Raw genomic sequence first — 7318 nt, forward strand, 5'->3', positions numbered from 1 at the left:
CTTTCTATGACCGCATCCATTGCTGCACTCATTGCAGACGAGCTTGCCATCGCTCCAAAACAGGCCACAGCGGCTATTTCACTTCTCGATGACGGTGCCACGGTGCCCTTCATTTCCCGCTATCGTAAAGAACTCACCGGCGGTCTTGATGATACCCAGATGCGTCTACTGGAGGAGCGGCTGCGCTATCTTCGTGAGCTCTGGGAGCGGCGGGACAGTATTCTCAACAGCATCAGTGACCAGGGTAAGTTGACGCCGGAACTGGAGGCATCCATTCGTGGTGCGGACACCAAGAGCCGTTTGGAGGATTTGTATTTACCCTACAAGCCCAAACGGCGCACCAAAGCCCTCATTGCCCGCGAAGCCGGCCTGGAGCCTCTCGCTGAAGCACTCCTGGCAAACCCTGAACTCGTGCCCGAGGCCGAAGCTGAGGGCTACCTCAAAGCTGATGAGGGTTTTGACAGCCCTAAAGCGGTGCTCGACGGCGCCAAGCAGATCCTCATGGAGCGCTTTGCAGAAGACGCCAATCTCCTTGACCGCCTGCGGCAGTTCCAGCAGGGAGAGGGATTGCTGGCGGCCCGCGTGATTCCGGAAAAGGAAAAGGAGGGCGCAAAGTTCAGCGATTACTTCGAGCACACCGAGGCGCTACGCAGTGTCCCATCGCACCGCGCATTGGCTATGTTCCGCGGCCGCAATGAAGGCATATTGATGCTGGATATCCGCTTGACGGCCGAGGAAAGCAGCTCTGACATTCATCCCTGTCAGAGCATGATTGCCCAGCATTGGGAGATCGAAAACCGCGGCCGACCCGCCGACAAATGGCTGGCCGAGGTGGTGCGCTGGACGTGGTCCGTAAAGTTGGCCAGCCAAATACAGGGCGATCTTTTGATGCGCTTGCGTGAAAACGCGGAGGCAGAGGCTATCAAGGTTTTTGCCAGCAACTTAAAAGACCTGCTGCTGGCGGCTCCCGCCGGGCCAAAGGTCACTATCGGCCTCGATCCGGGTTTGCGAACAGGCGTCAAAGTCGCCGCCGTCGACGCGACAGGAAAACTGATCGATCAGGCGACGATTTATCCCACACCACCGCAGAACAAAACTCGGGAAGCTGCGTCGACGCTCATAGCGATGGTTAAGCGCCATGGGGTGCAGCTGATCAGTATTGGTAATGGTACGGGCAGTCGAGAAACAGACCGCTTTGTGGCCGACGCCCTGGTTGAGCATCCGGATTTATCCGTCCAACGCGTCGTGGTGAATGAGGCGGGTGCCTCCATCTACTCAGCTTCTGAGCTCGCCGCAAGAGAGTTTCCGGATGTGGATGTGACCATTCGCGGCGCCGTTTCTATCGCACGGCGTCTGCAGGATCCTCTGGCAGAGCTGGTAAAGATTGACCCCCAGTCCATCGGGGTAGGACAGTACCAGCACGATGTGAGCCAGCTGCAGTTAGGACGGCAGCTCAATGCCGTGGTTGAGGATTGTGTGAATGCTGTGGGCGTCGACATCAACACGGCATCAGGCCCGCTACTTACACGGGTGTCGGGCCTAAGCCAGCGCATCGCCGAAAACATTGTCGCTCTGCGTGACAGCCAAGGCCGTTTCACCACGCGTAAAGCACTGCTGGAGGTCTCTGGCATGGGGGCGAAGACCTATCAGCAATGCGCGGGGTTTCTTCGCGTGATGGATGGTGACAATCCCCTGGATGCTTCCGCGGTGCATCCCGAATCCTATGGCCTGGTCGAGGAGATCGCGCAGCAAAACGGTCGCGAGCTTCATAGTCTTATTGGCGACCGCCCGTTCTTGCGCGCCGTTAATGCCGAAAATTATGTCACCGATGTTGTGGGTCTACCGACAATTCAGGACATCCTCAGTGAATTGGAAAAACCAGGCCGTGATCCCCGCCCGGAATTCAAGACCGCAAAGCTTCAGGCGGGCATCGAGAAAATCACCGACCTTAAGCCCGACATGGTTCTCGAGGGCACGGTAACGAATGTCACGAGTTTCGGTGCATTTGTGGATGTCGGGGTACATCAGGACGGCCTGGTGCACATATCGGCCATGGCAGAGAAGTTTGTAAAAGATCCGAGAGACGTTGCTAAGGCCGGAGACATCGTCACGGTGAAGGTGATGTCCATCGATGTGGAACGCAAGCGTGTGGGGCTGAGCATGCGTTTAAACGACAGCGCAGAAGACAGCGCGCAAAAACCGGAGCAGCGTCGATCCCGGCCCGCAGGTAAAGCCAGCGGACGCCATGACAAAGTCTCCACTGATAAATCTACCCGCTCGGGTAAAGGTAATGGGAAGAGCAACGGTAACGGAAGAGGGCGCTCATCCCAGGGCCCAGAAAAGCCCGCCGGCGCCTTTGCCAACGCGTTTGCCAAAGCGCTTAAAAACGACCAAGGTGGGTAAACAGGCAGGCGCGCAGTCGGTCGTGGCGGTCGTGGCAACAGTGGGGTAGGGTATGGTTCGGTTACTAGCGAGGATAGCGGTATTGGGCTTTGCCTTTGCGGTGGACGTCCAAAGCGCAGAAGCAGTGGCCGCCGACTACGACCTCATCATCCGTCACGGCACAATTTACGACGGCAGCGGCGATGCAGCTTTTAATGCAGATATCGGCGTTGTAAACGACCGCATCACTTTTATCGGAAACCTGGATGACGACACGGCAGCGGTTGAAATCAACGCCCAGGGCAAGGCCGTTGCGCCGGGTTTCTTCAACCTGTTGAGCCACGCGCATCTTTCATTAATTGAAGATGGCAGGGCGATGAGTGATGTGCTTCAGGGCGTTACCTTTGAGGTATTGAGCGAAATATCACTGAGTCCTTTAACGCCCGAGACCCGGGCGTTATTAGCGCACAGCCGAGACGTATCAGAAGACCAGCTCCCATGGAGCACTGTCGATGAGTATCTGGAGCACGTCGAGGAGAGCGGTGTATCCGTTAATTTTGCGACCTTCGTATCAGCGGCGACGGTGCGAACCAATGTCCTTGGGGCGGGTGATGTCTCACCCACTGCAGATCAAATGGAAACAATGCGGGAACAAGTTGCGGCGGCTATGGCCGATGGGGCGCTGGGACTCACTTCTGCATTGATCTATGCGCCGGGAACCTTTGCCGATACCGAAGAGCTTATCGAGCTGGCGAAAGTGGCGGCGCGGTACGACGGCATCTATACCGCCCATATGCGCAGTGAAGGGAACATGCTGCTTGAGGCCATTGAAGAGACCTTTCGTATTGGTAAAGCCGCGGACATACCCGTAAAGATCCACCATTTGAAAGCGGGCGGCACGCCCAATTGGCCCAAAATGGCGGAAGCCATTGATCGAATCAACTCCTACGGCGCGTCGGGTCATGATGTGTCTGCTGACATGTATACCTACACAGCTGGAGCCACAGGTCTGGACGCCGCGATGCCCACCTGGGTGCAGGCGGGAGGCTACGAAATGTGGGCGGAGCGGCTTCGCGACCCGGACATTCGAAAGCGCGTGAAGGCTGAAATGGCCGAAAACGCCAATGACTGGGAGAACCTGGGCTATTTTGCAGGTCCTGAGGGAATGTTGCTCATCGGATTCAGAAACCCTGAACTACAGCAATATTTAGGCAAAACCGTTGCTGAAGTGGCTGAGCTTCGGGGTCAGGATCCCCGAGACACGATTATCGATCTGGTGATTGCCGATGGCTCCAGAGTCGACACCGTTTACTTTCTGATGAACGAAGAAAACCTGAGAGCGCAGATACAACAGCCCTGGATGATGTTCGGCTCTGATGCACGGGCTATGGCGGCCGAAGGAGAGAATTTGGAGCAGGCCGCGCATCCACGTACTTATGGCAATGTCGCGCGTTTGCTGGGTCGCTACGTGCGCGATGAGCGGGTTATCAGCCTCGAAGAAGCTGTGAGGCGCCTCACGGCGCTACCGGCGAGTGTTTTAGGGATATCGGAGCGTGGCCTTATCGCGGATGGGTTCTTTGCGGACCTAGTCGTGTTTGATCCTGCTGTGATTAGCGACAGAGCAACTTTTGACAAGCCGCACGTTTATTCCATTGGTATAGAGCATGTTTTCGTCAATGGTGTGCCTGTAGTTGCTGATGGTGCGCACACGGGAGCGTCTCCTGGCAGAGCGGTGCGTGGCCGCGGTTACGAGCTCGGAATACACAAACGAAGCGATGGGGAGAGATAGGAGTTCAGCTGTTCCTGTATCGTCATCCATATATAATTTAACATAATATGTATTATGCGCAGTTATGAGTAAGTTGGTGTGAGGAGCTCTACAAGACTTTCATGAATTCTGTCATGGGTACACTCGATATCTCATATCACCAGAGAGACGGATCTTGAAAGGCCTCCACACAACGCACACGTCCCTGAACCTCCGCGACATCTTCACCCTTGAGTGACAATCCTTGCCAACCCTGAGGCATCGACAATGGATAAGGCGCAATGATTTGCTCGTGATTCAGTACCTCGAACCCGAAGCGCGAGTAGTAGGCAGGGTCTCCGTAGGTGAATACAACATTCTTACCTTGCGCCTTTAACTCACCGAGGCCGTGCTTGATAAGACTGCCACCAATGCCCTGCTTCTGTTTGTCGGTGCGCACGGCCACTGGAGACAACAATAAACCGGCATCCCCATCATCAAAGGTGAGCTGACTGAAAATTATCGCTGCCAGCGGCTCCTGATCCTGAGCGCCTACAAACCCAACGATTGATTGCCGCGCCTCATCCGCGAGCAATCGGCGCACAAGCGACGCTATCGCTGAACCCTCCGCCGGACCTTCTGAATCAGTAAATGTGCCTTGGTAAAGGCTCACAATTGCTTCGCTGTTGTATTGGCTGATGTTGGTAAACTGCACTTTTTGCCCTCTTGGTGATAACGCGTGTCAGCGGAAGATCGTTGTTGCCCAATGCAGGAGTATCCCACGCTGAAAGTTGTATCTTCCACTGCTGAAGCCGTGACGGCCATGATTGGATGTTAGTCTAAGCATCGACGTTAACGTCCCAAACTCCTTGTTTTAATATCAGGGCTGCAACCCAACGTGGTCAAAACCCCAAGCAACATAAAATTAATCCGCAGCTGTTCCATATGGCGCACGCTGGAAATCATCGGTGACACCCCTACTCTTCTGATCCTCGAGAGCTACTGGCTGGGTGCGCGGCGCTTTGATGAGTTTTGCAAGCAAACGGGGCTGCTAAAAACCGTTGTCAGCGATCGCCTCAAGCGCCTGATTAATAATGAATGCCTGGTAAAAGTTGCCTACAGCGACAGTCCTAAACGTTTTGAATACCGTGGCACCGAGCGCTTTGTAGACTTCTTCCCTATGGCGTTGGCAATGCTGCACTGGGAGCGACACTGGAGCGCAAAAAGCGGCGCCGTGTCCGTTGAGCTGACGCACACGCTGTGTGAACAACACACGGAACCCCGGCCGGTTTGTAAATCTTGCAGGGCGGTCATCACTCCCCTAGATGTCAGCTGGGCTGTAGGTCCCGGAGAAGGCGTTACCGAGTCAGACTACAGCCGACGGCGCCGGCAGAGTGCGGTGCCTGAGAATCAGTTGATGGACGATGTGGTGCGGATTGTGGGGGATCGTTGGTCGACATTAATTTTACGTTCGATGTTCGTCGGTATTCATCAGTTCCAGGGAATTCTGGAAGACAGCGCCATGGCAACGAATATTCTGTCGGAGCGTCTTTCAGAGCTCTGCGAAAAAGCTGTTATTTACGCGGAGAGCGTACCCGGCGATACACGAAAGATCGAATACAAACTGACAGAAAAAGGTCGGGACATCTATCCCATCATTTTGGCCCTACTTGAATGGGGTGATAAATGGCTTCCGGCCGCGGAAGGCCCCCCGCTACTCCTTACCCACACACTTTGTGGACGCCCGCTCGAAATAGAGATGGCCTGTTCTGCCTGTGACAAAAAAGTACAGCCCCATGACACCCACTACGAGCTAGTGGCGCATTGAGGTCGGCGTAGCTCTGTGGGCTTAGGCCGCGTTCTCCCAGCTCTCTATCTGACCGGGTTTCATCCAGCAGCCGTGAAAGCCCAAAGGAATACGACGGGGTATCTTGACTCGAGCCACGGGGCCGTTGTCGATCTTCTGCGCGTCAAACACCTGTAATTCCTGCACCTCGGTATCGTCATTCCAGCAGAACACCACCAGGTATCCGTGATCCTCGCTTGTGGGGTTATCTGCCGGCGCAAACCACGGTTCGCTGTACCAGCAATGATCGACGTCGTCTGACCAGGCGCCGGCACTTTTGCCGGTTTCCAGGTCCATCTTGCGAACGCCTACCCAGCGAAAGTCCGTGGGGTGATGGTCGATGAAATATCCCCAGCGCGTGGACCTGCCGGTCATCGCGCTGTTATAGCTAGGGAACTCAACGTTGTAATCAGGGTTTAGGCACTGCTCTTTTGTTTCACCGGTTTTCAGGTTCATGCTGTAGCGCCAGAGCCGTGCATCCATCATGAGGCCGCCAATCATTTTTGCCGTACGGTCCTCATCAATGCTGCCGTCGGGTTTTTGCGCGGGCATATAGCGACAGGCAATCTGGATCACTTCGTCACCCTCTTCCCAGCAATTGACCACGTGGTACAAAAAGCAGGAGGAAAACTCAAACCACTGGATATCCTGCGGGGCACCATACCGGGGGATGACCCCAAAGCGCATTTTGAGGTCGCTGTTGAACACAATCTTGTGTCGTCCGGCTTTAAGCGCCTCTTCGTCGTGGTAGACCGGCACATCATGGAGAATGGAGTAGTTTTCCGTAATACCCATGTCGTGCATGAGGCGATCGCCGGGCAGTTCGATAGGTATGTGATGCACCAGTTCGCCTGCCTTGTTAACGACCCCATAGCTCATGTGCGGTTTTTCGGTGTAGTAGTCAAAGTACATAAGGTCGCCGGTATTCTCGTCCACCTTGGGGTGCGCTGACATGCCATTCCCCAGCCCACTTACGTACTCCGGTGCAGCTCTAACGGTTTCCAGGGTAACGGGGTCCACGATATGGGGAATGCCTGCGAGGTACCAGCTGGTGAGCGCTTTGCCGCCATGACCAATAACGTCTGTATTGGACACGTCCGCCATGGGTTTATCGGCACTGCCCTTTTCTGAATTGCGCACCCCCCAGAAAGTCTCCTCTCCCGCATCGAGGTTCTTCAGTGAATCTTTGGTTTGAATGTAGCGATTGCGATAAGTGAACTGCCCATTGCGAAACTCGCCGGCATGGATCATTCCGTCGCCATCAAAGACGTGATGCGCCCCCTTGGGTTCAAAGCGCGGATTGGGGCCATTGCGCAGGTATACGCCATTGAGGTCACTGGGAA

General features: G+C 55.1%; 5 protein-coding genes. 3 read left to right on the plus strand and 2 right to left on the minus strand.

Annotated features, from left to right (window positions below; genetic code table 11):
• The first annotated feature begins 6 nt into the window (after positions 1 to 6).
• Both ACTG3T_RS03270 and ACTG3T_RS03275 read left to right on the plus strand, forming a co-directional pair.
• Positions 7 to 2403, plus strand: a complete 2397-nt coding sequence (locus ACTG3T_RS03270; RefSeq protein WP_439100842.1) for a Tex family protein — start codon at positions 7 to 9, stop codon at positions 2401 to 2403.
• Positions 2404 to 2455: 52 nt separating this feature from the next.
• Positions 2456 to 4171, plus strand: a complete 1716-nt coding sequence (locus ACTG3T_RS03275; protein ID WP_439100838.1) for an N-acyl-D-amino-acid deacylase family protein — start codon at positions 2456 to 2458, stop codon at positions 4169 to 4171.
• 136 nt (positions 4172 to 4307) lie between these two features.
• Here ACTG3T_RS03275 and ACTG3T_RS03280 read toward each other — a convergent pair whose 3' ends face one another.
• Complete coding sequence (locus ACTG3T_RS03280) at positions 4308 to 4844, minus strand: GNAT family N-acetyltransferase (protein ID WP_439100839.1); 537 nt, start codon at positions 4842 to 4844, stop codon at positions 4308 to 4310.
• 183 nt (positions 4845 to 5027) lie between these two features.
• Here ACTG3T_RS03280 and ACTG3T_RS03285 point away from each other — a divergent pair, with 183 nt between their 5' ends.
• Positions 5028 to 5957, plus strand: a complete 930-nt coding sequence (locus ACTG3T_RS03285) for a winged helix-turn-helix transcriptional regulator (protein WP_439100840.1) — start codon at positions 5028 to 5030, stop codon at positions 5955 to 5957.
• A gap of 21 nt (positions 5958 to 5978) precedes the next feature.
• Here ACTG3T_RS03285 and ACTG3T_RS03290 read toward each other — a convergent pair.
• The coding region (locus ACTG3T_RS03290) for a carotenoid oxygenase family protein (RefSeq protein ID WP_439100841.1) at positions 5979 to 7318 on the minus strand (1340 nt) is incomplete at its 5' end.

Source organism: Congregibacter sp. (assembly GCF_965660375.1).
Lineage (GTDB): Bacteria > Pseudomonadota > Gammaproteobacteria > Pseudomonadales > Halieaceae > Congregibacter.